Annotated in this window: 26 protein-coding genes; 8 read left to right on the forward strand and 18 right to left on the reverse strand. The window is 62.7% G+C overall.

All coding sequences use genetic code 11. The features are described from left to right. Positions 1-28: 28 nt before the first annotated feature. The 9 genes from ACPJXG_RS27150 to ACPJXG_RS27190 all read right to left on the reverse strand — a co-directional run bounded on the left by ACPJXG_RS27150 (position 29) and on the right by ACPJXG_RS27190 (position 7,393). Entirely contained in the window at positions 29-637 is a 609-nt protein-coding gene (locus tag ACPJXG_RS27150; protein WP_278317502.1) for a TadE/TadG family type IV pilus assembly protein, read from the reverse strand. Next, the gene (locus ACPJXG_RS27155; RefSeq protein ID WP_099401213.1) at positions 627-1,109 is read right to left on the reverse strand and encodes a TadE/TadG family type IV pilus assembly protein; all 483 of its coding nucleotides are present in this window, start codon (positions 1,107-1,109) and stop codon (positions 627-629) included. The genes ACPJXG_RS27150 and ACPJXG_RS27155 overlap by 11 nt, the downstream gene beginning before the upstream one ends. Then, positions 1,106-2,527 carry a pilus assembly protein TadG-related protein gene (locus tag ACPJXG_RS27160; RefSeq protein WP_425252852.1) on the reverse strand — a complete coding sequence of 474 codons (1,422 nt, stop codon included), beginning with the start codon at positions 2,525-2,527 and terminating at the stop codon, positions 1,106-1,108. The genes ACPJXG_RS27155 and ACPJXG_RS27160 overlap by 4 nt, the downstream gene beginning before the upstream one ends. Beyond that, positions 2,517-2,819 carry a hypothetical protein gene (locus ACPJXG_RS27165; RefSeq protein ID WP_425252853.1) on the reverse strand — a complete coding sequence of 101 codons (303 nt, stop codon included), beginning with the start codon at positions 2,817-2,819 and terminating at the stop codon, positions 2,517-2,519. The genes ACPJXG_RS27160 and ACPJXG_RS27165 overlap by 11 nt, the downstream gene beginning before the upstream one ends. A 16-nt stretch (positions 2,820-2,835) precedes the next feature. Beyond that, a complete protein-coding gene (locus ACPJXG_RS27170; RefSeq protein WP_425252854.1) occupies positions 2,836-4,284 on the reverse strand; it encodes a type II and III secretion system protein family protein in 1,449 nt (482 codons plus the stop codon). 18 nt (positions 4,285-4,302) lie between these two features. Further along, the gene (gene cpaB, locus ACPJXG_RS27175) at positions 4,303-5,160 is read right to left on the reverse strand and encodes a Flp pilus assembly protein CpaB (RefSeq protein WP_278317499.1); all 858 of its coding nucleotides are present in this window, start codon (positions 5,158-5,160) and stop codon (positions 4,303-4,305) included. Next, positions 5,157-6,530 (reverse strand): ATP-binding protein, encoded by a 1,374-nt coding sequence (locus tag ACPJXG_RS27180; protein WP_425252855.1) that lies wholly within the window; start codon positions 6,528-6,530, stop codon positions 5,157-5,159. Before ACPJXG_RS27180 ends, cpaB begins: the two co-directional genes overlap by 4 nt. Before the next feature lie 93 nt (positions 6,531-6,623). Continuing rightward, the gene (locus ACPJXG_RS27185; protein WP_099401208.1) at positions 6,624-7,157 is read right to left on the reverse strand and encodes an A24 family peptidase; all 534 of its coding nucleotides are present in this window, start codon (positions 7,155-7,157) and stop codon (positions 6,624-6,626) included. A 53-nt stretch (positions 7,158-7,210) separates the two neighbouring features. After that, entirely contained in the window at positions 7,211-7,393 is a 183-nt protein-coding gene (locus tag ACPJXG_RS27190; protein ID WP_034752975.1) for a Flp family type IVb pilin, read from the reverse strand. 481 nt (positions 7,394-7,874) lie between these two features. Here ACPJXG_RS27190 and ACPJXG_RS27195 point away from each other — a divergent pair, with 481 nt between their 5' ends. Beyond that, the gene (locus ACPJXG_RS27195; RefSeq protein WP_425252856.1) at positions 7,875-8,921 is read left to right on the forward strand and encodes a GGDEF domain-containing protein; all 1,047 of its coding nucleotides are present in this window, start codon (positions 7,875-7,877) and stop codon (positions 8,919-8,921) included. On the opposite strand, the gene ACPJXG_RS27200 is transcribed toward ACPJXG_RS27195, so the two are convergent. Beyond that, on the reverse strand, positions 8,918-10,144 hold the full coding sequence (locus ACPJXG_RS27200) for an HD-GYP domain-containing protein (RefSeq protein WP_035823725.1): 1,227 nt from the start codon (positions 10,142-10,144) through the stop codon (positions 8,918-8,920). The two genes, ACPJXG_RS27195 and ACPJXG_RS27200, sit on opposite strands and share 4 nt — an antisense overlap. 149 nt (positions 10,145-10,293) lie before the next feature. Between ACPJXG_RS27200 and ACPJXG_RS27205 the strand changes: the two genes are divergently transcribed. The 4 genes from ACPJXG_RS27205 to ACPJXG_RS27220 all read left to right on the forward strand — a co-directional run bounded on the left by ACPJXG_RS27205 (position 10,294) and on the right by ACPJXG_RS27220 (position 16,663). Next, positions 10,294-11,235: a LysR substrate-binding domain-containing protein gene (locus ACPJXG_RS27205; protein ID WP_425252857.1), complete on the forward strand. Its 942-nt coding sequence runs from the start codon at positions 10,294-10,296 to the stop codon at positions 11,233-11,235. Positions 11,236-11,429: 194 nt separating this feature from the next. Further along, positions 11,430-15,026, forward strand: a complete 3,597-nt coding sequence (locus tag ACPJXG_RS27210; protein ID WP_425252858.1) for an indolepyruvate ferredoxin oxidoreductase family protein — start codon at positions 11,430-11,432, stop codon at positions 15,024-15,026. A 154-nt stretch (positions 15,027-15,180) separates the two neighbouring features. After that, entirely contained in the window at positions 15,181-15,366 is a 186-nt protein-coding gene (locus ACPJXG_RS27215; protein WP_425252859.1) for a hypothetical protein, read from the forward strand. 202 nt (positions 15,367-15,568) lie between these two features. Continuing rightward, the gene (locus tag ACPJXG_RS27220) at positions 15,569-16,663 is read left to right on the forward strand and encodes a type I restriction endonuclease (RefSeq protein ID WP_035823719.1); all 1,095 of its coding nucleotides are present in this window, start codon (positions 15,569-15,571) and stop codon (positions 16,661-16,663) included. Between the two features lie 65 nt (positions 16,664-16,728). On the opposite strand, the gene ACPJXG_RS27225 is transcribed toward ACPJXG_RS27220, so the two are convergent. Continuing rightward, entirely contained in the window at positions 16,729-17,739 is a 1,011-nt protein-coding gene (locus ACPJXG_RS27225) for a substrate-binding domain-containing protein (protein WP_425252860.1), read from the reverse strand. Positions 17,740-18,183: 444 nt separating this feature from the next. Between ACPJXG_RS27225 and ACPJXG_RS27230 the strand changes: the two genes are divergently transcribed. Next, positions 18,184-18,516, forward strand: coding sequence for a hypothetical protein (locus ACPJXG_RS27230; RefSeq protein ID WP_035828508.1), 333 nt, complete (start codon positions 18,184-18,186; stop codon positions 18,514-18,516). Between the two features lies 1 nt (position 18,517). On the opposite strand, the gene ACPJXG_RS27235 is transcribed toward ACPJXG_RS27230, so the two are convergent. Then, positions 18,518-19,561: an MBL fold metallo-hydrolase gene (locus ACPJXG_RS27235; protein WP_425252861.1), complete on the reverse strand. Its 1,044-nt coding sequence runs from the start codon at positions 19,559-19,561 to the stop codon at positions 18,518-18,520. A gap of 169 nt (positions 19,562-19,730) precedes the next feature. Between ACPJXG_RS27235 and ACPJXG_RS27240 the strand changes: the two genes are divergently transcribed. After that, complete coding sequence (locus ACPJXG_RS27240) at positions 19,731-20,354, forward strand: TetR/AcrR family transcriptional regulator (RefSeq protein ID WP_425252862.1); 624 nt, start codon at positions 19,731-19,733, stop codon at positions 20,352-20,354. Here ACPJXG_RS27240 and ACPJXG_RS27245 read toward each other — a convergent pair. Next, on the reverse strand, positions 20,327-21,433 hold the full coding sequence (locus ACPJXG_RS27245; protein ID WP_425252863.1) for a WD40/YVTN/BNR-like repeat-containing protein: 1,107 nt from the start codon (positions 21,431-21,433) through the stop codon (positions 20,327-20,329). The two genes, ACPJXG_RS27240 and ACPJXG_RS27245, sit on opposite strands and share 28 nt — an antisense overlap. Before the next feature lie 4 nt (positions 21,434-21,437). Next, on the reverse strand, positions 21,438-21,707 hold the full coding sequence (locus tag ACPJXG_RS27250) for a MoaD/ThiS family protein (protein WP_425252864.1): 270 nt from the start codon (positions 21,705-21,707) through the stop codon (positions 21,438-21,440). Positions 21,708-21,799: 92 nt separating this feature from the next. On the opposite strand from ACPJXG_RS27250, the gene ACPJXG_RS27255 reads away from it, so the two are divergent. Next, positions 21,800-22,111: a hypothetical protein gene (locus ACPJXG_RS27255; RefSeq protein WP_035823702.1), complete on the forward strand. Its 312-nt coding sequence runs from the start codon at positions 21,800-21,802 to the stop codon at positions 22,109-22,111. A gap of 1 nt (position 22,112) precedes the next feature. On the opposite strand, the gene ACPJXG_RS27260 is transcribed toward ACPJXG_RS27255, so the two are convergent. The 4 genes from ACPJXG_RS27260 to ACPJXG_RS27275 form a co-directional block, all read right to left on the reverse strand. Next, positions 22,113-22,403, reverse strand: a complete 291-nt coding sequence (locus ACPJXG_RS27260; RefSeq protein WP_176389867.1) for a 2Fe-2S iron-sulfur cluster-binding protein — start codon at positions 22,401-22,403, stop codon at positions 22,113-22,115. A gap of 16 nt (positions 22,404-22,419) precedes the next feature. After that, positions 22,420-23,568: a Gfo/Idh/MocA family protein gene (locus tag ACPJXG_RS27265; protein WP_402719944.1), complete on the reverse strand. Its 1,149-nt coding sequence runs from the start codon at positions 23,566-23,568 to the stop codon at positions 22,420-22,422. A 9-nt stretch (positions 23,569-23,577) separates the two neighbouring features. Further along, the gene (locus ACPJXG_RS27270; RefSeq protein WP_425252865.1) at positions 23,578-24,630 is read right to left on the reverse strand and encodes a sugar phosphate isomerase/epimerase family protein; all 1,053 of its coding nucleotides are present in this window, start codon (positions 24,628-24,630) and stop codon (positions 23,578-23,580) included. Between the two features lie 79 nt (positions 24,631-24,709). Next, the gene (locus ACPJXG_RS27275) at positions 24,710-25,645 is read right to left on the reverse strand and encodes a substrate-binding domain-containing protein (protein ID WP_225243231.1); all 936 of its coding nucleotides are present in this window, start codon (positions 25,643-25,645) and stop codon (positions 24,710-24,712) included. Between the last annotated feature and the right edge of the window lies 1 nt (position 25,646).

Raw genomic sequence — 25,646 nt, forward strand, 5'->3', positions numbered from 1 at the left:
ACATTCGGCTGCGCCGGCGGCTTGGCGCTCATGGACAAAAGCCGGGATTGTCCGGATAGCCCAGCGACTCGGCCACCGCCATGGTGGTCCCGCTGGGCAAACGTATGGCGCCTGCGCCGGAGGGAAACATCATCCCCAGCAGCGGCAGCACGGGCCGGTAGGGCACGCGCTCACAGCGCGCGCCGTCGCCGGGCTGGCACAGGCGCGCGCGCACGAAGCGGATGCAGCTGGCGCCATGCGGATCGTCCAGGCAATTGATGCGGTTACGCTGCGGGCACCCCGGCAGCACCGTTACCGGCACGGCCGCCAGCGCGGCGCCGCCCGCGCTTTCCGACAAATAATCGATGCGCACATGCGCGTCACCGATGCCGCCGCCCAGCGGCAGCGTGCCCGGCGTGGCGCGCAGCACGGCTTGCGTGCGCACGGCCTGCAAGGCGCCGGCATTGCTGAAATCGGTGACGGCGGCGGCACGCGCCGCGCGCCGGGTAATCTCATGCACCATGTTCCACACGTACACGGCGCGCGCCATTTCCAGCATGGCGAACAGGAACAGGAAGAACAGCAGCGCCAGCATGGCGAATTCGACGGCGAAGACGCCGCGCTGACGCTGCCGGCGACGGTGCGGGTCAATGCACATAGCGCAAGGTCGCGTTGGCGCGCAAGGGAATCGGCGCCAGTTGCGGCAGCCACTTGCGGGTCAGCGCAGGCAGGAAATCCACCGGCATGTCGGCGGTGACCTTGATGCGCACCTGCAGCGGCGCCGTCGCGTAGCTGCCGCAGGCATAGGAATCGTCGGCGTACACGCAATCCACATTGACCCATGCGGGGTTGATGTCCGGCCAGCTTTCCGCCATCGCCTCGGCCACCATCTCGCGCGCCAGCGCGGCGCCCAGGCTCGCCGTGTCGAACTTGCCCATCTGCGGCAGCGGCATGGTCGCCATGTAGCGCGCCGCATCGTGCGCGCTTTTTTGCAGTGCCGTGTACACCAGCAGCGCGCGGCCGAACAGCAGCACGAAGGGCAGCAGCGCCATGAAAAACAGCAGGATCAGCGCCAGCTCGATGGCGGCGACGCCACCCTGGCGGCGCGCGGCGCGGCAGGGCGGCTTCATCGCAGCAGCTCCGCGGGACCGGCCAGCGTGCCCTCTTCCACCAGGCCGGCAAATTCGGCGCTCAATACGCCATTGCTGGCCGGCGCCGTCATGAAGAAGCGGCCGATGCCGCGCACCTGCGCCAGCACGTCGCCGCCGGCCGGCACGGGACAGGCCAGCAGGGGGATGTGCAGCAGGCGCCGCTGCGCCACGCCCGTGTTGCCGGTCGGCGCCGTCTGGAAGCCCAGCGTCTGGTAGGGCGGCGTGGCAGGGTAGCCGGACTTGGCGGCCGGCGCGGCCGGGCTGGCCGGATACAGCTTGGGCCAGTCGCTGGTGGCAAACGGCAGATAGCCACCGGCCGGCTTCGGGTTGCTGTACCTGGCCGCCCTGGAAAACGACCACAGCGGCCCATAACTGCCGACGGCGGGCGGCGTCGCGTTCGACTCCGGATCGGCCACGGACAGCAGCGGATTGCCCGTGCTCAGGGCGCTGGGCGCATCGGGCGCGTTGGTCATCCACCAGCTCACGGCCGTATTCGGATAGGCGCGGATATTCGTGTCGGGCGGCGCCGTGACGGCATGGCAGCCGCTGCCCGCATGCTGGTTGAAGCGCGCATTGAAAGCCGTCCACAGCGCGGCGGGAAACGGCCGGTGCACGTGCACCTGGGCGCTGCCGATGCGCGGATACTGCACCGTGCCGCTGCAGACGAACGGCAGCACGCTCGCTTCGCCGACCTGCTGCGACACTCCCACCACGCCCGGCTGGCCCAGTGGATTGAGCACGAAATGTTCGGCCGCCGGGCCGTTCGGATTGAGTTTCAACAGGTTATACGCCACGCCGCGGCGAAAGCCATATTCCAGCAACTCGACGGCCGGCAGCAGCGCCGCATTCGTGCGCGGGCTGGCCGCGCTGGCCGACAGCGCGCAGACGGCCAGCGGCGTCAGTTGCAAGCTGGTGCGCCCGGCCACGGCGCGCGCGCCCGTGTCCAGGGTGCGCAGCGTCGGCGACCAGGCGCCGAGAAACGCCGTCGCCACCCGCCCCAGCGAGGGTATATTGGCCTGCGTATCGACGCGCACGAACAGCGCCGTGGCGGCGTCGGGCACGGCGCCCGCCGCATGCCACCCGCTGGCGGGCGCGTCGGGGGTGCTGGCGAAGCGGATGCTGGCGTCCGACAGGATGGCGCCCTGCATGCGGCGGCGCCATGCGCTGCGGTCGGCCGCGCTGCCCTTGGCTTTTTCCACGGCAGCGAGCAAGCCCTCGGGCGTGCCCACCAGTTCCGCGGCGGCCGCCATCGCCGCATTGTCGGCCAGGTTTTGCAGTTCCGTCTTGCGGCCGATGACTTGCCCCACATCGAGGGCCAGGCCGATAAAGCCCAGCACCACGATGAGCAGGATGGAAAAGGCGATCAGCATCGCCCCGCGCTGGCGTCTATTTGCCACTGCCGCCTCCCAGCATGAATTGCACCGGCTGCGGCGCCTGGGCATTCGGTTCGGCAAACGACGCGCGGTAGCGCTGCATGACGGCGTGCGCGCTGGGTCCGTCAAGGCCATCGGCCGGCGTGCGATTGCCGGCGCTGGCCGGATCGCGCACCTGCTGCGCCATGGACAGGCGCACGGCGTCGCCGAAACGCCGGTCCAGCTGCGGCGTGCTGCCGTGCGCGCAGGCGGCCAGCTGCAAGGCCAGGGCCAGGGCGGCCAAGCGCCGCAGCGATGTCAGGAACGCGTTCGGCATGGCGTATCTCCCCATTTCATTTCAACTCGAAACCGTTGGCCGCGCGCGGTGCTGGTACCGACGGCGGCACGGACGGCGGCGCCAGCGTGCCTTCCATCTTGCCGCCCAACATCAAGTCCATGCGCGATGGCGGCGCCAGCTGCGCCGTCGGCAGCACGGCATCGGCCGGCAAGGGTTTCACCAGATGCGCGGTAATGACGAACAGCAATTCCGTGCGGTCATTCTGGAAATCCGTGCTGCGAAACAGCGCACCGAGGATAGGCACTTCGCTGAGCCAGGGCACGCCCGTGATGTTACTCACCTGGTTGTTCTTGATGAGGCCGCCGATGGCGTAGCTCTGGCCGTCGTACAGCTGCACCGTGGTCGAGGCGCGCCGCGTGGTGATGACGGGCAAAATAGAACGTCCGCTGACGCCGGCGGCGGAAATGCCCACCCCCTCGCGCGACAGTTCCGACACTTCCGGCGCCACCTTCAAATTGATGCGCCCGCCCGACAGCACGGTCGGCGTAAAACGCAGGCCGACGCCGTATTCGCGCTCTTCCAGGGTGATCTTGTTGTTGTCCTGGCCGACGGGAATGAAGATCTTGCCGCCAGCCAGAAAACTGCCCTCCTGCCCGCTGATCGCCATCACCGTCGGCTCGGCCAGAATGCGCACCAGGCCATCCTGTTTCTGCGCCTCGATGGTCAGTTGCTGGCGGCCATTCGACTTGCGCACGTCGAGCAAGCCATTGGCCGTGCCACTGAGGAAATTCGACAGCAAGGTGGTGGCCCAGCTGCCGGAAGCGAAGCGCAGGGTGGCGCCCACTTCCAGCCGTTCCAGCAGCGACTTCGACACTTCGGCGATCTGCACGGCCAGCATCACCTGCTGCGGCGCGCTGACGTCGAGCATGTTGATGATGCGGCTGTTCGCGCCACCCGCGCCGCCACCGGGCGCCGTGGCGGCAAGTGGCATGGCGGCGCCATCGGCAGGCTTGGGCAGCGCCAGCGGCACTGTAGCGCGGCGCACATAGGCGTGCGCCAGCTCAACGGCGCGCAGCACGGCGCCCGCATCCTGCACCGTGCCCGACAGCACCAGGGTGTCGGCCACGGCCGTGACGCGGATGGCTTTTTCTTCCGGCATCAGGGCCGCCAGAGTCGCTTGCAAGCCGGCCGGGTCCATGCTGACGCTGACGTTCACCACGCTGCACACGCCGCTTCGGCCCTGGATGATCATGTTCGTGCTGCCCACCTCGACGCCGACCACATACAAGGTGTCGGGCGCGACCAGCATGGCTTGCACCACGGCCGGGTTGCCGACGCTGCGCTGCTGCACGGCTTCAGGCAGGCGCAGCATGCTCGACTTGCCCACCTGCAGCTGCAAATTGCCGGGCGAGGCCGCTTCACCGCCGCAGCGCGGACCAGAATCGGCCGCCGCGCCGGCCAGCGGCGACAGCAGGCAGAACAGTATCAACAGGGCGCGGTTCATGAGCGTGTCCATGGTTGGCTAAAAACATTCGCGCGACTGGCGCGTCCCGTCGATGACGCCGCTGCACTGGCGCGTCGCTTCCGGCGGCGCCTTCGCCACGCGTACCGCGCGCGGCGCTGCGGCCAGCACGGGTGCGGCGGCAGGAACAGCTTCGTCAGCTTCGTGCGGTCCGCCCAGCAGGGTCAGCTTGGTGGCGCCCGCCGTCACGCCCGGCTGCGGGTCAACCTGGTTGCGCAGCACCAGCGACAGGCTGCCCACGCTGCGCGCCAGGTCCAGGTTTTCCGCCTGTTCCGGCGTCACTTCCAGGGTCACCGCATTGACCACGCGCGGCTTGGTCTCGTCGCGCCCCACTTCCTGCGCCACGGCCAGCACGAGGATGCGTTCGAGCACGATCTTGGAAATGTTGCGGCTTTGCGGAAACGCGCGGTCGCCGGCATCTTGCTGGGTGCTCACGATGATGTCGACATAGTTGCCCGGCAAGGCGAAGCCGGCCACGCCGATCACGTCGTTGACGCGCACGGTGATGGCGCGCCGCCCTTCCGTGATCAGCGCCGACAGGCCGCCCAGGGTGCCGGCCGGCGCCAGCTTGGCTTCGCTCAGCGGCTCGCCGCGCAGCACGCTGGTTTTCAGCACCCGTCCCGCCAGCTTTGCAGGGTCTTGCAGCGCGCCCTGCGGCAAGCTTTCCGCCGGCCACTCGGCCAGGCGCAGCATCTCGGGCGTCAGGCGCTGGCCCAGGTTGACATCGCTGGCGGCCACGACGATCTTGCCCTTGCCGGCCGGCGTCTGGCGCAGCAGCCAGTGCGAGGCCAGCAGCACGGCCAGCAGACCCAGCACGACCGCCAGGCCCATCATCAGGAGGGCGCGCCGGTTTTTCATGCGATACGCTCGCACAGGCTGGCGGCCGGCATGTCGCAGCTGGCAAACAGGCTGCCCCAGGCCTGCTCCAGGGCGGCCAGCGTCAGGCGCGGCTCGCAGCCGGCAAAGCCGGCGAAGTCGCCTATGCGCGCCAGCAATTCCTGCGGATAGCTGGCCAGCAAGGGCCGTCCCTGCGCGCCATGCAGCTGCAGCAGATGATTGACGGCCAGTTCGTCGATGGCTATGCCGGCCAGCCGGCATTGCTGGCGGAACAGGGCGCGATAGGCGCTCTCGGCCAGCGGCCCCACCTGCACCTTGTAGCCGATGCGGCGCAGCAAGGCGGCGTCAAACAGTTCGCCCGGCGGCAGGTTCGTGGCCAGCACGAGGGCATTGTCGAACGGCACGCTGATCTGCACCCCGCCGGGCAGACCCAGCTGATCGCTGCCGCGCGCCAGCGGCTGCATCAGCCGCGTCAGCAATTCCGGCGCGCCCAGGCGCTGGCGGCCCAGGTCGTCGATGATCAGCATGCCATTGTTGGCCCGCACATGCGGCGGCGCCTGGTAGCAGCCACCGCTGGCGTCATGCCGCAGTTCCAGCATGCCGGCGTCGAGCTCGGCGCCCACGTGAATCACCGGGCGCTGGCACAGCACCCAGCGGATATCCGTGCTGCGCCGCTCCAGCGCCTGGCGCGCATGGCTGACGTGCTGCGGCGCGGGCGGCAGGTGCTGGGCCGGATCGTACAACTGGATGATGTCGTGGCCGACGACGATGGCGTACGGCACGGCGACTAGACCGTGCAGCAATTGTCCCAGCTGCAGCGCCAGGGTCGACTTGCCGCTGCCGGGCGGACCATACAGCAGCAGCGAGCGTCCCGAATGCAGGGCAGCTCCCACCACGTCGAGCATGCCCGGCCCCGCATGGGCGCCACCGAGCACGGCCGCCAGGTCGTCGCTGCCGACGCGCTGTTCCTGCGCCTGCCACGACTGGCGCGCCACCATGGCGCGGTACGCTTCCAGCGTGACGGGCGCGGCGCCGATATATGCGCAGCGCTCAAGAAAAGCGCTGGCGCGCTGCTTGCCGGCGCCCGTCAGCTGGTACTGCACATCGATATCGGATTCGCCGCGCCAGGCCACTTCGGCCATCTGCTCGGCCACCATGAAATCGAGCACTTCGCGCAAGACATTGATCGACAGGCGCAAGCGCGTCGTCAGCGCGGACAAATGCGTCTTGCCACCCACAAACATCAGCTTGGCGATCAGTTCGACGACCAGCGGCCGCTCGAGTCCCGTTTCGCGCAAGCTCTTCGGCTGCGGCGGCAGGGGCGGCATCAGGTTCGCATCGGCAGGACGCGGCGTGCTGTCGGTGCTCAGGGAATAGTCGACCTCGGTCATGCTGCGTCTCCTAGCCGGTTTAGTCTGCATTGAACAGAATTCATTCTAGCGAGCGGGCATAGCTGCCCATTGATTCAGAGCAATGAATACCAATCAGAAATAATGCCGCCCTTGCACCAGCAGGCAGCCCAGCGCAATGGCCAGTCCGTACGGCATGTTGCCCACGCTGGCGCCACTGCCCAGTGCGTTAGGCGCCAGGGGAATGCCGGCCATGCGCGCGATCATCGGCCACAGCAGCTGGCGCAGATTGACCAGGCAGGCGCGCCACTTGCCCTGGTACGTGATCATCAGCACGGCCATCAGGCCGCCCAGGACAAACGTGGCGAAACAGATTTGCAGCACGGGCCAGGGACCGGCAAAGGCGCCCGCCATGGCGATCAGCTTGACGTCGCCGGCGGCCATGCCGCGCAGCACGTACAAGGGTAAAAAGAGAAAAAAGCCCGTCGCCATGCCGCCCAGCCACAGCGGCAGCACGTTTTGCGGCCACAGCCACAGGTGCACGGCCAGCGCGGCGAGGATGCCGGACAACACCAGCCAATTCGGAATCTTGCGGCGGATCAAATCACTGACGGCGGCTCCCGTCACGAAGCACAGCAACAGCAAATCGCACAAGGCAGTTGCAGGCATGGCACACCTCCCGAAAAAAACCCGCCACTGGCCGGCCAGCGGCGGGCACCCGCTTAGGGCGTCAACACCAGGTTCGACGAAATGTCGGTGAGGACGGCCAGCAAGTTGGTCTTGATCAGCAAGAAACCGGCCGTGATGGCGGTAGCCATCAACGCCGCAATCAGGCCGTATTCGATTGCCGTAATGCCATCCTCATCCTTGACAAACTGCTGTACTGCCGACAGGAAGGTATGCATGACAAGCTCCCAAAAGTGAATCACAAGTCCCTGGCGCAATCGGGTGTGAAACATTGCCCTTTCCTGCTAATATGTTTCCTGCCGTAAATTTCTGCGCCATTACATTGACTATAAAGCGTCCACGTTTTGGCAAATTGACGCGCCACAAGTTTCCACATGGAAATTATCAAACTCTGGTGAAATGGCGGCTGGCGCAAACAAATGTTGCGATCCGGATTGAAAGCCTTCGTCAGGGCAAGTTTTTTGCAATGCAGTGCATGAATCTCATGTATTTACATGAAATATTGCATACGTTAATTGCCTATTAGGCAAAAAGACATTATCCTGCTTAGCTCTTCTTTGGAAAGGCCTCTCGCCCGGTGGTACAGAGCGTCATGCCACCAAATAAATCTTGGCTTCTTGTAGACGGACGCGAACATGCTCTTGCTTGATGCAATGCTGCTATGACGACACTTGTGTGACTACTTTCCAGAGATCGACAATGGATTCCCTACTGAAACACATGGTGGACATGACCGGGCACCGCGACCACACGATGCTCGACATCTCCGTGATCTCGGCGGTCCAGGAACTCGCTGCCGCGTCGCAGACCCGTGTGCTGGCCCTGACCACCGTGCGTGGCCAGGTGTTCGTGCGGTCGCGGGCCATCATCGTGGCGGGCAGCGTGGCCCGCATGGAAGAGCATATCGACCCTACCCTGCCGGGCGAACCGCTGTCGGACTATCCGGCCTTGGCCGCCTGCATCAAGCGCCATGAAGCAAGCGCCGACACCCTGTGCGCCGACGGCCGCCACCTGCTGTGGCTGCCCATCTGGATCGGCGACCAGGTCACCACCTGCCTGGAAATCACCAACCCCACGCCGTACACGGGCGCCACCATCCAAGTGATCGGCGGCATCGTCAGCGTGTACCGCAATTTCCAGAACCTGCTCGACTACAGCGAACGCGATTCGCTCACCGGCTTGTTGAACCGCAAGACCTTCGACGACCAGCTGGCGAAAATCCTGCAAAGCCGCGGCGAACCGGAAGCGGAGAAGCCGCGGCCCGTCGATGAAGAACGGCGCCACCATACGGACACGGAACGGCAATGGCTGGCCGTGATCGACGTCGATCATTTCAAACTGGTCAACGATAAATTTGGCCACCTGTATGGCGATGAAGTGCTGATCCTGATCGCCAACCAGCTGCAATCGTCGTTCCGCTCGCAAGACCGCATCTTCCGCTTCGGCGGCGAGGAATTCGTCGTGCTGCTGCGCTCGATCACCCTGGAAAATGCGCAGAAAATCATCGACCGCTTCCGCACCAACGTCGAAGCGCACGACTTCCCGCAAGTGGGCAGAGTGACCGTCAGCGTGGGCTTCGTCAGCATCAACGCCTACGAGGCGCCCGTCATCATCCTCGGCCGCGCCGACCAGGCCCTGTATTACGCCAAGAGCCATGGCCGCAACCTGGCCTGCCATTACGACGAGCTGGTGTCCAAAGGTCTGTTAACCACCATTACCTCGAACGATACGGCAGAATTCTTCTAGGCATCCGCCAGCGATAAAAAGCGCATGGGATCGACCTGCCACTTGGCGGCCGACTCATGGCCGACGATCTTGTCGGCGCCGCCAAAACCGAAGCCGCGCGACAGGTCGACCGTTTCCGGCTTGATGTAAGTCTTGCTCTTCGTACTGAAAAACACATTCACCTTCGGCGCCAGCAGATTGCTTTCGTGTGCCTCGACAACGACGGCCAGGCGGCCCGATTCCAGCATCACCATGGTGCCGACCGGATAGATGCCCACGCAGCGCATGAAATCCTGCGCGAACACGGGGTTGAAATGGAATTTGCTCCATTCATAGATCTTGCGCAGGGCTTCGGCGGCGGGGATGCCCTTGTGGTAGCTGCGGTCCGACGTCAGCGCGTCATACACGTCGACGATGGCGGCCATCTGCGCCAGCTCGCTGATGGCGTCGCCGGCCAGCTGGTCGGGATAGCCGCTGCCGTCGCGCCGTTCGTGGTGATGCAAGGCGATGTCGAGGGGAATCGCGCCCACCTCGGGCGACTGGCGCAGGATGTCGTAGCCGTCGCGCGGATGGCGCTTGATCAGGGCAAATTCTTCCGGCGTCAAGGGACCGGGCTTGTTCAGCACGCTGTCGGGCACCAGGGCCTTGCCCGTGTCGTGCAGCAAGCCACCGAGGCCGGCCTGGTGCGTGGTGGCCGCATCGATGCCGCGCGAGCGGCAAAACGCCACCAGCAGCGCACATACGCTGACGGAATGCAAAAAGGTGTAGTCATCCTTGCTCTTGATGCGCAATAAGCCGACGAGGGCGCCAGGATTGCGCAGGATCGATTCGGTGATGTCTTGCACCGTGTGCTGCACGCGGTCGAGCTCGACCGCCTTGCCCAGGCGCACGTCGGCCATCACCGTGCGCACCAGGCTAGCCGCCTGCCGCCGCACCTGCGTGGCGCGCGCCAGCTCCATGCCCAGCGACACGCGCGTGACCACTTGCGGCGCCGCGGCGATCTGCACCAGTTCGCGCTCCGTCTCGGCGCGCGCCTGCGCCACGGTGGGCGCGTCCTGCACGTCGAGACCCTTGCCGCTGTCGATCACCACGTCATGGATGCCGGCCTGCACGATCTTGCGGATCTCATCGTCGCTGCGCAACAGGAAACGGTTGCGCACGAAGGGATGCGTCATCCAGTCGCAGCTGAGGTCATGAATGTACATGCCCACTTTTAATTGAGACGAATCAACTTTCTTGAGCATGCTGTCATCCCACAAATACGCGGCTGGAGCACCGAAGGCGCTAGAATGAGTATAACAAAATTGTTATTCTGCTGGCCGCGTTCGGCGCCGTGGCGCAACACCCGGTTTTTTCCGCTCAACGCACCCTCAACGCACCGCTCTTGGACCCCATGGAACTGCGCCAATTACGCTACTTTGTTGCCATCGTCGACCACGGCTCGCTGTCGCGCGCGGCCCTGGTCCTGCACGTGGCGCAGCCGGCCCTGACGCAGCAGCTGCGCCAGCTGGAAGAGGAGCTGGGCGTGCAGCTGCTGCACCGCTCGGCCCAGGGCGTGCTCAGCACGGACGCGGGCAAGGTCTTTTACGAGCATGCGCAAGCGATCCTGAAACAGGTGGCCGACGCCCGCTCGGCCGTCACGCAAAGCGCCACGCGGCCGTCCGGCAATGTCACACTGGGCTTGCCGCACAGCATTTCCGGCGCCCTGGCCCTGCCCCTGCTGCTGGCCGCGCGCGAACGCTACCCTGAAATCACCCTGCAACTGACGGAAGAAATCACGGGCAACCTCAATGAACAGCTCAAATCGGGCCGCATCAACCTGGCCGTGCTGTTCGACGACGGCCAGCTGACGCCGTTTGCCTGCAGCCCGCTGGTGGAAGAAGAGATGCGTTTTATTTGCCGCAGCGATTCGCCATTCGCGCCCGCCGGCCATGCCGTGTCGTTCCAGCAAGCCCTGAGCGCCACCCTGATCCTGCCGGGCCTGCAGCATGGCGTGCGCCCGCGCATCGACAGCCGCGCGCGCGAACTGGGCCTGGAAACGGCGAACGTGATCGAGATCAACTCGATCGCCATCCTGAAATCGGCCATCCTGGCCGGCATGGGCGCCACCATCCTGCCGGCCGCGCCCCTGCTGGCCGAACTCGACAGCGGCGCCATGCGCAGCTTCGCCATCCACAGCCCCGTCCTGTCGCGTACGGTGGCCCTGTGCGCGTCGAAAAATATCCCGCTGACGAATGCAGGCAACGCCGTGAAAAACCTCGTGCTGCAAGTGGCCGCCGAGCTGTGCGGCAGCGGGCGCTGGGTGGGGGCGAACGTGCTCTCGCCCATGGCATAAGTATTTCTTATACCCCCATCGGCAAAGCGTATTTGCCCCCTCCCCTGACTCGTTCTACACTGACCACATTAACTATTTTAAATTTAAAATAGTTATATGCCGCCCACACGCGGCCATCCCGTCTGCACAGCACGCGCCTTACCGGGCGCGCCCCTTGTACAGCCGTTATCTGAAACACCCTTTTGGAGACAGCCATGTCCGTGACCACGGAAAACGGCTCCGCAGCGTTCGCTAGAAACGCCGGTGCCGCGCCATCTACACCGCTTGAACCTTCCCGTTTGACCACCGTCAGCCTCGACGACAAATACACGGCCACTTCCGGCGCCATCTTCCTGTCCGGCATCCAGGCCCTCGTGCGTCTGCCCATGATGCAGCGCCTGCGCGACCAGGCCGCTGGCCTCAACACGGCCGGCTTCATCTCCGGCTACCGGGGATCGCCCCTGGGCGGCCTCGACGAGAACCTGTGGAAAGCCAAGAAACAGCTGGAAGCGCACCACGTGCAGTTCGTGCCCGGCGTCAATGAAGACCTGGCCGCCACGGCCGTCTGGGGTTCGCAGCAAGTCGACCTGATCGGCCCGGCCAAGTACGACGGCGTGTTCGCCATGTGGTACGGCAAGGGCCCTGGCGTGGACCGCTGCGGCGATGTCTTCAAGCACATGAACCATGCGGGAACGTCGAAACTGGGCGGCGTGCTGCTGGTGGCCGGCGACGATCATGGCGCGTATTCGTCGACCCTGCCGCACCAGTCCGACCATTTGTTCTCCGCCTCGATGATTCCCGTCCTGTATCCGTGCAATGTGCAGGAATACCTGGACCTGGGCATTCACGGCTGGGCCATGTCGCGCTTTTCCGGCTGCACGGTGGCCTTCAAGGCCCTGGCCGACACGGTCGAATCGTCGGCCTCCATCGATGCCGACCCGTTCCGCGTGGAAGTGAAGATTCCGCAGGATTTCATCATGCCAGAAGGCGGCCTGAACGCGCGCCTGTCGAGCATCCCGCTGGGCCAGCAGGCGCGCAACCAGGAAGCGCTGATGCAGGACTACAAGATCTATGCAGCCCTGGCCTACGCGCGCGAAAACAAGCTCAACCACACCACCATCGACAGCCCGAACGCCAAGCTGGGCATCATCGCATCCGGCAAGTCCTACCTGGACGTGCTCGAAGCGCTGGAAGAGCTGGGCATCGATGAGCAGATGGCAGCCGACGTGGGCATGCGGCTGTTCAAGGTGGCCATGCCGTGGCCGCTGGAACCGGACAGCGTGCGCGAATTCGCGCAAGGTCTCGATGAAATTCTCGTCGTCGAAGAAAAACGCCAGATCGTCGAATACCAGTTGAAAGAACAACTCTACAACTGGCGCGACGACGTGCGCCCTAGAGTCATCGGCAAATTCGACGAAAAGGGCGAATGGGTGGCGCCGCGCGGCGAATGGCTGCTGACGTCGAAGGCGGATTTTTCCGTCTCGCAAGTGGCAAGAGTCATCGCCAGCCGCATCGCGCGCCTGATTTCCGACCCCGTCACGTGCGACCTGATCAAGGCTCGACTCAGTTTCCTCGACGCCAAGGATGCGGTATTAAAGAAAGCCGTGAATACGCCGTTCCGCCCCGCGTTTTACTGCTCCGGCTGCCCGCACAACACGTCGACCAAAGTACCCGAGGGCAGTCTGGCGCTGGCCGGCATCGGCTGCCACGTGATGGCCACGTCGATCTACCCGGAAATGAACAAGCTGACCACGCACATGGGCGGCGAAGGCGCGCCGTGGATAGGCCAGGCCGCGTTTTCCGAACTGCCGCACGTGTTCCAGAATCTGGGCGACGGCACGTATTTCCATTCAGGGTACCTGGCCATTCGCGCCGCGCAGGCGGCCAAGGTGAACATTACTTACAAGATTCTCTACAACGACGCCGTCGCCATGACGGGCGGCCAGCCCGTCGACGGCCTCATCACCGTGCCGATGATGGCGCAGCAGGTGGCGGCCGAAGGCATCGCCCGCATCGCGCTGGTCACGGAAGACCTGAGCCGCTACAGCGACCGCAGCAACCTGCCCGCCCACCTGACCTTGCATGACCGCAAGGACATGGATGCCGTGCAGCGCGAATTGCGCGAAGTCCAAGGCGTGTCCGTGCTGATCTACGACCAGACCTGCGCGGCCGAGAAACGCCGGCGCCGCAAAAAGGGCGAGTATCCGGACGTGGCCAAACGCATGGTCATCAACGACGCCGTCTGCGAAGGCTGCGGCGATTGCGGCGTGCAATCGAACTGCGTGTCGATCCTGCCGAAAGAAACGGAATTTGGCCGCAAGCGCACCATCGACCAATCCTCGTGCAACAAGGATTACTCGTGCGCCAAGGGTTTTTGCCCCAGCTTCGTCACGGTCGAAGGCGGCAGCCTGAAGAAGACCAAGACGGGTGCCAGCAAAGCGGGCGAGACGGACAACTTCGGCCCCTTGCCGGAACCCGTCCTGCCCGCCTGCGACGCGCCGTACAACATCCTCATCAACGGCATCGGCGGCACGGGCGTCATCACCGTCGGCGCCCTGATGGGCATGGCGGCCCACCTGGAAGGCAAGGGCGCATCCGTGCTGGACATGACGGGCATGTCGCAAAAGAACGGTTCCGTCACCTCGCACGTGAAAATCGCGCGCTCCCCGGCACACATCCGCGCACAGCGCATCGCCACCGGCGAAGCGGACCTGATTCTGGGCTGCGACATGCTGACGGCCGGCGCGCAGGATGCCGTGTCAAAAATGCGTCCGGGCCGCAGCCTGGCCGTCGTCAACCTGCACGAGCAGCCGCCGGGCACGTTTGCGCAGAATGCCGACTGGCAATATCCGACGGCGGAAGTACGCCAGCTGATCGAGGAATCCGTCGGCGGCGCGGACGCGGCCGACTTCATCGACGCGACAAAATTAGCCACCGCGCTGATGGGCGACTCGATCGCCGCCAACCTGTTCATGCTCGGCTACGCCTGGCAAAAAGGCCGCATCCCGCTGACGGAAGCGGCCTTGCTGCGCGCCATTGAACTCAATGGCGTGGGCATCGATTCGAACAAGAAGAGTTTCCTGTGGGGCCGCCGCGCCGCCGTCGACGTGCGCAAGGTCACGCAGATCGCCACGCCGTCGCAAGCGATCATCGTGCAAATGCCGCAAAGCCTCGACAGCGTCATCAAGAAAAGAGTGGAGTTCCTCACCGCGTATCAAAATGCCGCGTATGCGGATGGTTATTCCACTTTGGTGAAACAGGTGCGCGACCGCGAAAACACCCTGGGACTGGGACAGAAATTGTCGACCGCCGTGGCGAAAAGCTATTTCAAGTTGCTGGCCTACAAGGATGAATACGAAGTGGCGCGTTTGTACACGGATGGCCGTTTCGTGGAGCAATTGCAGCAGCAATTCGAAGGTAATTTCTCCGTGAAATTCAACCTGGCACCACCACTGTTCGCGAAGAAAGATGCGAAAGGGCATTTGGTAAAAGCGGAGTTCGGTTCCTGGATGTGGCGCGCCTTCAAGCTGCTGGCGAAAGCCAAGGGCTTGCGCGGCGGCACCTTCGACGTCTTCGGTTATACGGCTGAGCGCAAGATGGAACGCGCCCTCATCGTCGAATACCGCGAACTGCTGGCCGGCCTGCTGGTCAACCTGACGGCCGAGAACCTGGCCACCTGCGTGGAACTGGCGACCCTGCCCGAGAAAATCCGCGGCTTCGGCCACGTCAAGGAAGCGGCCGTCGCCACGTATCGCCAGGATAAGGCGAGATTATTGGCGGTACTGGCTGACGGAACAAAACACGCGGCCTAAGACTCTAAGCTACAGCGCTTGATTCGTAATGCGCTATGCCAGCAGCAGTACACACTGCCGGCATAGCGCATTTTTATTCATGCCTGCACATCTTTATCACACCAGAAAAACGACAACATCACATTCCTCATAAAAATCAGTCACTTACTATCACATGACCAAGCAATGGGTCACCCGGGCAATCGCGCTGCTTCAGTCAAGCCGCGACCCGGTACCGCATGAGATCAATGAACTGGATTGGAAACCAAGCCTGTCTGGCAATAAAGAGCGGCTCATCGAGCATTTGATTGCCTTCACCAATGAAAATAACCCACGTAACGGCATCAATTTTAGATATTAAAATATATACATTTTTCAATAAAAATTGTTTTCTTTAAGTTATCGGAAGTAACTTTTATATTTTTTCTCAGAATTTGCTTTTCCAGAAAATTCGATTTTCATTGCCACACAGATGAAATTCGTGCAAAACTTATTCGTTCATTCTGTATTTTCAACAGGGACGAGTACGTTTACGAATTTCTACCCACGTCATAGGAAAAGCAATGGATTTAATCGACCAACTCAGAGCACTTGCCTCCCGAATCGCAGCGACCAAGGATATTATCCAGACGGAGGAAGCCACAAAAAACGCGATGATCATGCCTTTCATCCAGATTTTGGGCTACAACGTATTCGATCCCACGGAAGTGACACCAGAATTAATTGCCGACGTCGGTACAAAAAAGGGAGAAAAAGTCGATTACGCCATTCTCAGTGATGGCAAGCCAATTATTCTCTTCGAATGCAAGAAAAGTGGTGGAGACCTGAGCATCAATCATGCTGGGCAGTTGTTCAGATATTTCCATGTCACTGCAGCACGATTCGGTGTGTTGACAAATGGGCTTACCTATAAATTCTTCACCGATCTTGAGCAACCCAACAAGATGGATGAAAAACCCTTCTTTGAGTTTAATATTCTGGACTTCAAAGAGCGTGATGTGGATGAACTCAAGAAATTTGCAAAATCTCAATTCGACGTCGATACCATATTGACGACAGCGAACGATCTAAAATATACGCGTGCTATCCAGAATCGTCTGGCAGAATGGACACTCAATCCCTCCGAAGAATTTGTAAAAATACTGTCATCAGATTTACTCGGAGGAAAGCGCTTTACACCCGCTGTCAAAGATCAATTTACCGTCATTACTAAACGGGCATTTGAGCAATTATTGGGGGAGCGCATCAATGATCGCCTCAAGGGCGCAATGACGCCGGAATCATCACCGGCACAAGAACTGGTACCAGTCATTCCTCCTGAGGGTGTCGTTGAAAACCCGATCATCACGACACCAGAAGAGATCGAAGGATTGCACATCATCCGCGCGATACTGCGCGGTGTTGTCAGTTCGCGCCGCATAGTCATGCGTGATTCGCAGAGTTACTGTGCGATCTTGTTAGACGACAATAATCGTAAGCCAGTTTGCCGCCTACGCTTCAACAATACTGAAAAACTTGCCGTTGGCCTGTTCAATCAAAAGAGGGAAGAGGAAAAGTTTCCAATTGCCAGCCTAGACGATCTGTACACCCATGCAGAACAATTGAAGGCTACCGTCTTGATGCATTTGCCTGCGGAAGATGCAGAGAAAACAGCGTAAGAGATAGCATTAGATACTGTAGAACCAAGTCCGGGACGAGTCCCGGACTTGCAACGCATGCTTACTCAATCCGCGCAGCGCCCCACCGTCGCCCCCGGCAACAGCACCGGTTGCCAGATTTCCTGCAGCCGTTCCGGCGGCGTGCCGGCCAGCAGCGATTGCAGCATTTCAACCATCTTGGCGCCGGCGCGGCGCAGGTCGGGCTGGTCGATGGTGGTGACGTTGATGCCAATCAAGGTGTCTTCCACATTGCCCCAGACGATGACGGAGATTTCCTTGCCGATCTCGATGCCCGCATCCATCAGCGCGCGCACCACGCCCACGCCGGACAAGTGATTGTCGACGATGACGGCGGTCGGACGGGGCGAGCAGGCCAGCAATTGCTGCATGGCCTGGTAGCCGCTGCGGCGATCAAAAGTGTTGTCGAGCAGATAGGCGGGATCGACCGGCAAGCCCGCTTGCGCCATGCAGCGGATAAAACTTTCCTTCCGCTCATACGCAAAATGCAGCGCCAGCGGCGCGCTCAACAACGCGATGCGCTGGTGGCCATGCGCCGCCAGGAAGGACACGGCCAGGTCGATGCCCGTGTCGTTGTCGTAGTCAAAATACGCGTACGGCGCGTCGATGCGCGTGCGGCCATTCGCGACAAAGGGAAAGCCGACTTTCGTCAGGTAAGCGATGCGCTCGTCAAGCACCTTGGTGCGGCCCACCACCAGGCCATCGACCTGGCGCCCGCGCACCATGTTTTCATATGACGGCTGTTCATTCTGCGGCGACACGGGGGCGATGATCAAACTCATCTTCGACGCTTCGACGGCGTCGGACATGCCATTGACCACGGAAAGAAAGACGCTGTCGCCCAGGTCGCTGGGCAGCAGGGGATAGATCATGCCCAGCACATTGGTGCGGCCGACGGCCAGGCTGCGCGCGAGCGGGTTGGGCCGGTAGCCGACTTTCTTGGCGGCGGCCAGGACGATTTCACGGGTGCGGGAATTGACTTCCGGATAGCCGTTCAACGCCCTGCTGACTGTCGTTTTCGACATGCCGAGGGCAATTGCGAGGCTCTTGAGATTCATGTTAACTACCTGTCTGTATGGCAAAAGAAACCAACTCTGACCGTCAATTATAGCCCAGAGCGCCAAACAGGCCGCGCATTAGCGTGCGCAGACATGGTATAAAAACAACAATACATTGACTATCTAAAAGGCAACGTTTTAAATGTGATCACTTGTGCCTCTCTATGGCATTGCAGCGCCGATGGCTGATAAACAATGCTCAAAGGCGACAGCATGTGCTCACTTCGACAATCACTGGCTCACCTTTGGCATGCCGTGTCGACAACACAGGGCGCACGCGATAGCATTATCAAGAAAACATATTTACTGGAACTGTGCGAGAATTTGTCCTACTCTTGATTCAGGTAAAGGTTACCGCCAGACATGTTGCGTCTGGTGCAGCACATCTTCCTGGACTCCCCTCTTTTCTGTACACGCCTGGACATACTTTCAAAGGTGAACAATGTGGTCACGCTAACGTCTGTCAACAACTTGCAAGCCTCGCTGGCCACGGCGCAACGCCGGGTCGAGCAAGGCCAGAACCAGGTACAGCGCGACAGTGAACAGCTGGCGCAAAGCCGCCAGTTGCTGGCGCGGGAACAGGAATCGCTGAGCCAGACGCAACGCAGCAGCCAGCAAGCCCAGGCCGATGCCCCCACCGCCATCAAGGCGCCGCAGCTGGACCAGGCGATCAAGGTGGCCGTGCCGCAACAAGCCATCCCCGCAGCGCCGAAAAGCACGCCCCAGCTGAACGGCTATGGCCAGACCCTGGGACGCCTGATCGACGTGACGGCGTAGATTACCGCACCATCTCTTCTTCCAGCATCGCCAGCCACCATTTTTCACCTTTTTTCGGCTGCGCCAGGTCGACCGCCTCGCCCATCTGCGGCGTGGCCAGGTTCACGCCCTGCTTGGCCGCCAGCCCCGTGATGCGGTCAAACGGTTCATGCCAGGCGTGCAGGCCCAGGTCAAAGGTGCCATTGTGTACGGGCATCAGCCATTTGCCGCGCAAGTCCAGGTGGGCTTGCAAGGTCTGTTCCGGCTGCATGTGCACGTCCGGCCACAGCTTGTCATACGCGCCCGTCTCGATCATGGTCACGTCGAACGGGCCATACTTGTCGCCGATCTGCTTGAAACCGTCGAAATAGCCGGAGTCGCCGCTGAAAAACACGCGCACCTCGGGCGCGTCAATCACCCACGAGGCCCACAGGGTTTGATTGCCGTCAAACAAGCCGCGCCCCGAGAAATGCTGCGATGGCGTGGCAACAAGTTTCACGCCGGCAATCGTCGTGCCTTGCCACCAGTCGAATTGCTGTACCTTGTCCTTCGGCACGCCCCATTCGACCAGGGTGTCACCCACGCCCAGAGGCGCAACAAAATGTTCCGTCTTGGCGGCCAGTTGCAGCACGGCAGCATAGTCGAGGTGATCGTAATGGTTATGCGACAAGATCACGGCCTTGATCGGCGGCAAGTCGGCGATGCTGATAGGCGGCTGATGGAAACGCTTCGGTCCAGCCCACTGCACCGGCGAGGCGCGCTCGGAAAACACGGGGTCGGTCAGGAAGAATTCATTGTTCAGTTTCAACAGCAGGGTCGAGTGGCCGAGGCGAAACAGGCTGTTATCGGGCGCGGCCAGCAGCTGCGCCCGAGTCAAGACTTGCACGGGCACGGTAGCGGCCGGCACCGTGCTGTCCGGTTTATCAAAGACAAATGTCCACAGCAGCTTGAGCGTCGCTGCCGTGCCCAGTTTGTACATTTCCACGGGGTTGCGGAACTTGCCTTCGTGGCGTTGTGGGGATTCAGCGGGCGCGGCAGGCGCGGCGCGCAGGGTGCAAGAACTCATGATGATCAGGACTCCCAGAAAGAAGAGACGACGTGCGGCTCGGTGCAAGTGCATATGTGGCCCGGCAAGGAAAGTACAAGGATTAAATTACACTACACAGTGTAGTTCCTATTCCTGGCAAAGTAAACCAGGAGGTGTAAAATATTGTTTTCAAAGGAGATTTTCAGCCATGGCCGCACCGCAACGCCTCACCGACCGCAAGCGCGTCGCCATCGTCGATGCCGCCATCGCCGAGTTCCGCGACCACGGTTTTGATGCGACCAGCATGGACAGGATCGCCGCCACGGCCGCCGTTTCCAAGCGCACCGTGTACAACCATTTCCCCAGCAAGGACGAGTTGTTCGCGGAAATCCTGCAGCGCATGTGGGAAAGCAGCGTGGCCCAGCCCGCCGTGCCTTATGTTGCCGACCAGCCGCTACGGCCGCAGGTGCTGGCCCTGGTCGAGCAGAAAATGGTATTGCTGTGCGACCCGGCCTTCATCGACCTGGCGCGCGTGATCTTTGGCGAAACCATCCACTCGCCCGAGCGCGCGCAAGCCATGGTGGCGCGCCTGAATGAAAAGGAAACGGGCCTGAATATCTGGATTCGGGCGGCGCAGCAAGACGGGCGCATCAAGGCGGGCGAGACGGTGGAAGTGGCGCACCTCTTGATGTCGCCTTTAAAAACCTTTGCCTTCTGGCCGCAGATCACCCTGGGCGAGCCTCTGCTGGGCCCGGCACGCCGGCGCGAAGTGACGGAACTGGCCGTCGATATCTTCCTGTGCTACTACGGCGTGGCAAAACAGACGGCATAAACGGGCGGCAAGTGAGCAGAGATGGTCTGCCAATGCTCGCCCTCGTCGCCCGAATACCAGGCGCCCCCTGTCGTTGAGGCCATCAATAAACTTCGGCCGTCGTCGGCCAGCGCCAGCCCGTGGCGGTAGATGAGGTCGTAGCAATGCTGCTGCGGCAAGCCCGCGCGCAACACCTCGAAGGTTTTTCCGCCATCGCGCGTGCGCGTGACGGCCAGCGCGCCATCGATGGGAATGCGCAGCACGTCCGCCTGCGCCGGCACGAACCAGGCCGTGTCGCCATCGCGCGGATGCACGGCCACGGCAAAGCCGAAATGCGACAGCGGCGCCGTGGTGACTTCCTGCCAGTGCCAGCCGGCATCGTCCGAGCGCCAGATGCCGTTATGGTGCTGGCACCACAGCGCGTCCGGCGTGCCGGCGCTGCGCACGATACGATGCGGGTCTTGCACGGCTTCGTTTTCATCGAGCTCGGGCGGCATGTAGTCGGCGCGCATGCCCGTCGCGCTCAGGCTCCAGCTGGCACCGCCATCGCGCGTTTGCCACACGCCGCCGCAGGACACGCCGACCAGCACCTTTTGACTGTCGCGCGGGTCGACACAAATGCTGTGGATGCCGGGCACGTCATAGCCGCCGCCAAACCACTGCGCGCGCTGCGGCACGTTCCACAAGGATTCCACCAGCTGCCAGCTGTCGCCGCGGTCATTTGAACGGAACAGGCCGCCAGGCAGGGTGCCTGCCCACAGCACGCCGGGCTGGTCCGCGCCGCCGGCCGCCAGCGACCAGACCTGCCGCAAGGTCCAGTCCACGGTATCGCTACTGTCCTCGGGCTTGGCGGGGTAGGCGGGCACGGCGACTTCCTGCCACGCGCTGGCGCCCGCGTCGAGGCGGTGCAGCTTGGCGCCGAAGTGCCCCAGGTTCAGGGCGACATATAAGGCGCCGTCGCGGCCATCGTGCAGCAGCATGGAAACGGGATCGCCGGCAAACTGCACCAGCGCCAACTGCCAGGCGCCGGCCGCATCGACATCGAACTGGAACAAGCCCTTGCGGGTGCCGAGATACGCGCGCTGCGGGACTGCTGTCATGGCGTCAACCTCCTGAAAGTGCCTGCAAGATATACACCTGGCTGTCGGGCCGCAAGGCATCGTCGAGCACGCGCCGCTCGCGGCAGCGGGCGCCGTCGATGAAAATCACCACATTGGGACGCAAAGCCCCCTGCTCGTCGAGCACGTAGCCGCGCAGACGCGGCTGTTGCGCAAACGCGCTATCCAAGGCGGCGCGCAGGCGTGGCGCATCTACCTCCAGCGTGGGGACGTCGAGGAAGCGTGCCAGTTGTTGCGTAAAATGCAGATGCGCCATGCTGCCCTTCGACGTCGTCGGCCTCGACTCATTCTAGTCCGCTTTGCGGCCAATACAATTAAAATAGCGGCAAGCACACAAGGAGGCCAGGCATGACGATTACCCCGGAAGAACTAGCGGTGCTGATGCAGGAGGTGGAAGTGGCCGATCCCATCGATTTTGCCGACTTGCCCTTCGACGAGCAGGAATTGCGCGGGCTGATCGCCAACCACCTGTGCGAGATGGCCGACGCGATGGAAAGTTTCAGCCCGGAAGACCGCAACCTGGCCCTGCTGGCCGTGGCGGCCAAGCTGGTGCTGGAAAACCTCGTGCTACACGTGCAGTTGCTGCGCCGCCACGGCTTGCCAGTCAGCGACAGCGTGGACGCGCTGCTGCAGCGCCTCAAGGGCGGCAAGTCCTCCTGATTCAGGCGCCCGTGCGCACGGCGCGCGCCTGCATGGTGAGGTCGCTTTCGGCCACGGCCACGCAGGGCAGGATGTAGCCGTCGAGCCGTTCATCGGGGCTGATGCCGGGCCAGTCCACCATGTAGCGCACCTGGCCTGCAGGCATGTGGCAGAGGCAGGTGCGGCAAGTGCCATTGCGGCAGGAACTGAGCAGGCGGATACCGGCCAGCTCAGCGGCGGCTAAGATGGTCGTGCCCGCGTCGGCCGGGAATTGCCAGCCTTGCGGAAGGATGGTGATGGTAAAGGAGCGCATGGCTCCAGTGTAACAGTCAGCTTGCCAGGGTCGTCCAGCTCGCGCCATTGGCATGACTGCGCAGCACGGCTTCCGCAAAAGCCAGACCGGCCACGCCGTCGGTGACGGTGGGCAGCCAGCTGGCTTCCTTGGGCACGGGCAAGCCCGATTGCAAGGCGCGGATGGCCAGGGCCGCGTCCAGGTAAAGCTGCGCGAACGCTTCCAGATACCCCTCCGGATGGCCGGCCGGCACGCGCGTGGCGTGGCGCGCGGCGGCGCTGTCGACCCGGCCCGGACGCAGCAGTTGCCGGTTGCCACCCTGCGGCGTACACCACAGCTCATTTGGTTTTTCCTGGTCAAAATCGAGCTGGGCCTTGCTGCCGAACAGGCGCAGGCGCACCGTGTTTTCGCAACCGGTGGCCACCTGGCTGGCCCACAGGGTGCCCTTGGCTCCGTTGGCGTAGCGCAGCATCACCTGCACGTGGTCGTCCAGGCTGCGGTTCGGTACAAAGGTCGACAGTTCCGCCAGCACGGATTGCGGCGTCAAGCCGCTGACGAACTGCGCCAGGTGGTAGGCGTGCAAGCCCACGTCGAGCAAGGTGCCGCCTGGGCCAGCTTTCAGCGGGTCGTTATGCCAGTTGCCTTCGTTCATGCCGCCCGCCGCAATCGCATCGGCCAGCCAATCCTGCGAATACTCGACCTGCACGAGGCGCAGCTCGCCGATCTCGCCCGCCTCGACCATGGCCCGGGCGTGGCGCAGCAGCGGGTAGCCGCTGTAGGTATGCGTGAGTGCGAAAAGCAAATTTTTCTGCTCGGCCAGCGCCGCCAGCTTTTGCCCTTCCGCCAGGGAAATCCCCAGCGGCTTGTCGCAGATCACGTGGATGCCCGCTTCCATAAACGCCGTGGCGACGGGCGCATGTAAATGGTTCGGCGTGACGATGGCCACGGCTTCGATGCCGTCAGCGCGCGCGGCCTCCGCCTGCGCCATGGCGCGGTAATCGCTGTAGCAGCGTTCGGGCGCCAGGTGCAGCGCGGCGCCGCTGTCGCGCGCGCGCTGCGGATCGGACGACAGGGCGCCCGCCACCAGCTCGTACTGGTCGTCGATGCGCGCCGCGATGCGGTGCACGGCGCCGATGAATGCGCCCTGCCCGCCCCCTACCATGCCCAGCCGTAAGCGTCGCTGCATGTCGTCTCCTTATTTCATGCCAAGCAAGTGATGAATTTGATCCTGGTCAACCGCACTGCCCGCGAAATCGTCAAATGCGTGTTCAGCCACGTGGATGATGTGCTCGCGGATGAAACGCGCACCTTCGGCCGCACCATCCTCGGGATGCTTCAGGCAGCATTCCCATTCCAGCACGGCCCAGCCGGGAAAGTCGTACTGCGCCATCTTCGAAAAGATCGCCTTGAAATCGATCTGCCCATCGCCCAGCGAGCGGAAGCGTCCGGCCCGGTCTTGCCAGTCGGCATAGCCGCCATACACGCCCTGGCGCCCGTTCGGCCGGAATTCGGCGTCCTTGACGTGGAAGGCCTTGATGCGCGCATGATAAATGTCGATGAAGGCCAGATAGTCGAGCTGCTGCAGCACGAAGTGGCTGGGGTCGTACAGAATCGAGGCGCGCGGGTGGTCGTTGACGGCGGCCAGGAAGCGCTCGAAGGTCACGCCGTCATGCAAATCCTCGCCAGGATGCAACTCATAGCAGACGTCCACACCGGCCGCGTCGAACGCGTCGAGGATGGGCAGCCAGCGTTTGGCCAGTTCGGCAAATGCCGTTTCCACCAGGCCGGCCGGGCGCTGCGGCCATGGATACAGATACGGCCAGGCCAGCGCGCCGGAAAACGTCACGTGCGCCGTCAGGCCCAGGCGCTGCGAGGCGGTGGCCGCCCACAGCAGTTGCTGCGTGGCCCAGGCCGTGCGGGCCGCGCTGTCGCCACGCACGTGTTCGGGCGCAAAGCCATCGAACAGCGCGTCGTAGGCGGGATGCACGGCGATCAGCTGGCCCTGCAAATGCGTCGACAATTCCGTCACCTGCAAGCCGTGGCGCGCCAGCAGGGCTGTCACGTCGTCGCAATACTGCTGGCTGCCGGCCGCCTGCTCCAGGTCAAACAATCGCGGCGCCGTCGGCAGCTGCAAGCCCTTGTAACCCAGGCCGGCCGCCCATTGCGCCAAGTGCTCGAGCGAGTCGAACGGCGGTGCATCGCCGAGAAACTGGGCCAGGAAAATGGCCGGGCCCTGGATGGTTTTCATATCAATGTCCTGTTAACCCAAACCGAAACCCGGGGTCGTACCCTGAGGGTACGACCCCAGCCCTGGTTTTGGGGTGTCGTTAAAAAGGCGAGTTCGGAAAGTAAAACTGCTTGGCGTTCTCGCGCGTGATCAGCACCGAAGGGATGATCGTGTTGGCCGGCAATTTATCACCTTTCAGGCGCGCTTCCGTCGTCAGTTTGATGGCGTCGTACATGAATTTCGGCGAGTACGATACGTCGGCCACGATCAGCGGGTCGGAGCCATCCATGATCTTTTTCACGGCGCCCTTCGCGCCCGCGCCGCCGAACACTTGCTTGATGTCCGTGCGCTTGGCTTGCGCGATGGCTTTTTGCACGCCGATGGCCATGTCGTCATCGGCGGCCCAGACAGCGTCGATGTGCTTGAAGCGGGTCAGGTAATCCTGCATGACCTTGAAGGCATCGTCGCGGTTCCAGTTGCCGTACTTGGCGTCGAGCACCTTGATCTCGGGATGGCCCTTCATCACGGCGGAAAACGCGTCGTAGCGCTCGTTGTCGAGGGTGGTCGGCATGCCGCGCAGTACGACGATATTGCCCTTGCCATTCAGGCTTTTCGCCAGATACTCGGCCGGCAGCTTGCCGAAGGCCGTGTTGTCGCCGGCGATGTAGGCATCCTGCGACTGCGTGTTCGTCAAGCCACGGTCGACCACGGTCACGTAGACGCCCTTGTTTTTCACTTGCGCGACGGGCTGCGTCAGCGAGGCCGATTCGATGGGGAAGATCACCAGGGTGTTGATCTTGTTCACCGTCAACATGTCCTGCAACTGGTTCGCCTGCTCGGGCGCCGTGGCGGCCGTCTTGACGATGATTTTCAGGCCCGGATGGGCTTTTTCCAGTTCCGCCTTGGCCTGGTTCGCCCACCAGACGATGCCCGAGGTAAAGCTGTGCGTGGCCGTGGGAATCGCCACGCCCACCACCAGCTTCTCCGCCGCCTGTGCACTCGGCAGCGCCCACGCCTGCATCACCAGCACTGCCATC

The sequence above is a fragment of the Janthinobacterium sp. NFX145 genome (genome assembly GCF_049810325.1).
Lineage (GTDB): Bacteria > Pseudomonadota > Gammaproteobacteria > Burkholderiales > Burkholderiaceae_D > Janthinobacterium > Janthinobacterium rivuli.